The sequence below is a fragment of the Microcystis sp. M53602_WE12 genome (assembly GCF_030065455.1).
Classification (GTDB): domain Bacteria; phylum Cyanobacteriota; class Cyanobacteriia; order Cyanobacteriales; family Microcystaceae; genus Microcystis; species Microcystis aeruginosa.
Map to the genome: position 1 here is coordinate 1 of NZ_JASJFB010000480.1, position 1633 is coordinate 1633.

The 1633-nt window shown below is 36.0% G+C and carries 2 protein-coding genes and 1 pseudogene; 2 read left to right on the forward strand and 1 reads right to left on the reverse strand.

Annotated elements, in window-relative coordinates:
• The first annotated feature begins 70 nt into the window (after window positions 1-70).
• A complete protein-coding gene (locus PX482_RS15940; RefSeq protein WP_288122674.1) occupies window positions 71-229 on the forward strand; it encodes a hypothetical protein in 159 nt (52 codons plus the stop codon).
• Here PX482_RS15940 and PX482_RS15945 read toward each other — a convergent pair.
• Window positions 212-298, reverse strand: a pseudogene (locus tag PX482_RS15945) (transposase); the annotation flags it as partial. The gene PX482_RS15940 and the pseudogene PX482_RS15945 sit on opposite strands and share 18 nt — an antisense overlap.
• A gap of 308 nt (window positions 299-606) precedes the next feature.
• Here PX482_RS15945 and PX482_RS15950 point away from each other — a divergent pair.
• Window positions 607-804 (forward strand): type II toxin-antitoxin system MqsA family antitoxin, encoded by a 198-nt coding sequence (locus tag PX482_RS15950; protein WP_288023638.1) that lies wholly within the window; start codon window positions 607-609, stop codon window positions 802-804.
• Window positions 805-1633 lie beyond the last annotated feature (829 nt).

Sequence of the window (1633 nt, forward strand, 5' to 3'; positions counted from 1 at the left end):
AAATTGTTATTGTTTTCTTGAATCAATAATTTGATTCATTCATTTAGCGAAAATTTGGAGAATACATCTCATGGCTAACATCAAAATCAACGAGATCAAAAACACGGTGACTGACGAAATTATCGAGCTTCGCACCGATGCCGCCAACGACAGTCAAGAAAGCATTACCGCTTTTAAAACTTTACGTCAAGTTGCGGGCGGTACTATTGGTGCCACTTCTTTTTATTAGTTTAAGTTTATTGTTGATTCCCTCGACTAATCCATTCGTTGTTCTTCGCTCGAAATAACTAATGATTTGGTTCTTCGTTACTTGGTATGGTTCGATCAGGGGGCATAAATCGGCTAAATCCTTATCTGGCAAGAGACTTAATTGATTAGCTCGTTCTAGATTGAAAACAATTGGCAAAAATCGAAGCAATGTCTTTCTATATAAGGGTTTCACTCCTTATAACTCCCGTCCATTGCATAACACAAACCGAAGAACCCGATTTGTTTAACGCCTGGGTAAAGGAGAAAATTCAGGAAATAGAATACGAGTTAAGTAATTAATTGTGGACGGGGTGGGTTATGCTCACCCCGCAAACATAGTAAGGGAAGATAAGAGTTATGGAATGTGTGATCTGTAAACACGGCACGACTCGATCGGATTTTGTTACCGTTACTTTGGAGAGAGATAATTTTATCGTGATTCTAAAACAAGTCCCTGCGGATATCTGTCAGAATTGCGGGGAGTATTATCTAAGCGAGTCGGTCACTGCGGAAGTTTTACAGAAGGCTGATCGCCTATTTTGTAGGTTGGGTTGAAGCATGAAACCCAACATCATCCCCCTATTATTCTTCATGTTTTGTGTTGGGTTGCACTTCGTTTAACCCAACCTACGGATTATTTTACTATAAGATTAATACAATATGGATTAATAAAATACCAATAATCCGATTATTTTTGAGTGAGCTTATTCAGCATAAAAACCAACAAAGCGATTTTTAATACATACACTTTTAAAAATTCCTGAATCTATTCATTAACAGAATTCCCAGTTAATAAAAAAAATAAATAGTGCTTGCTGAATAATGATAAAACCCTTTTAAAATAAGGCTTTTGACCTGTTAAAGTCTGATGTTAGTGCTGCGAAAATAGGATTGTGACCTTCAAAAACTTGGCATTATCCTTCTTGTGGTACGCAAGCTAGTACAAAAAGGAGGGCAACAAAGCCTGAAACGACCGACGACCGGCTACTGAATCCTGACTCCTAACCCCATCAACAAACTTTTTCAGCAAACCCTAAATAACTCAATTCAGTTAGCTTGGTTGGTTCTCTTTGCTTCCAACAAGACAAGTTCAGAGTTTTTTGTACATAAATTACTTATTTTTGTTTCTTTAAATAGCTTGGAAGCCCGTTGTTTAATCGGTTTTGATGATGTTTTCGCAAAAAACAGTCTTTCAAAAAGAACATAAATAACTCAATTATCTTTTTTTTGTTCGATTTTGATAGTTGATCTGATGTTGAAAAATTGTTATTGTTTTCTTGAATCAATAATTTGATTCATTCATTTAGCGAAAATTTGGAGAATACATCTCATGGCTAACATCAAAATCAACGAGATCAAAAACACGGTGACTGACGAAATTATC

What these genes read in the sequence shown, in the direction of transcription:
- PX482_RS15940 (WP_288122674.1), top strand. Translation starts at nt 71, where the DNA reads ATGGCTAACATCAAAATCAACGAGATCAAAAACACGGTGACTGACGAA.
- PX482_RS15950 (WP_288023638.1), top strand. Translation starts at nt 607, where the DNA reads ATGGAATGTGTGATCTGTAAACACGGCACGACTCGATCGGATTTTGTT.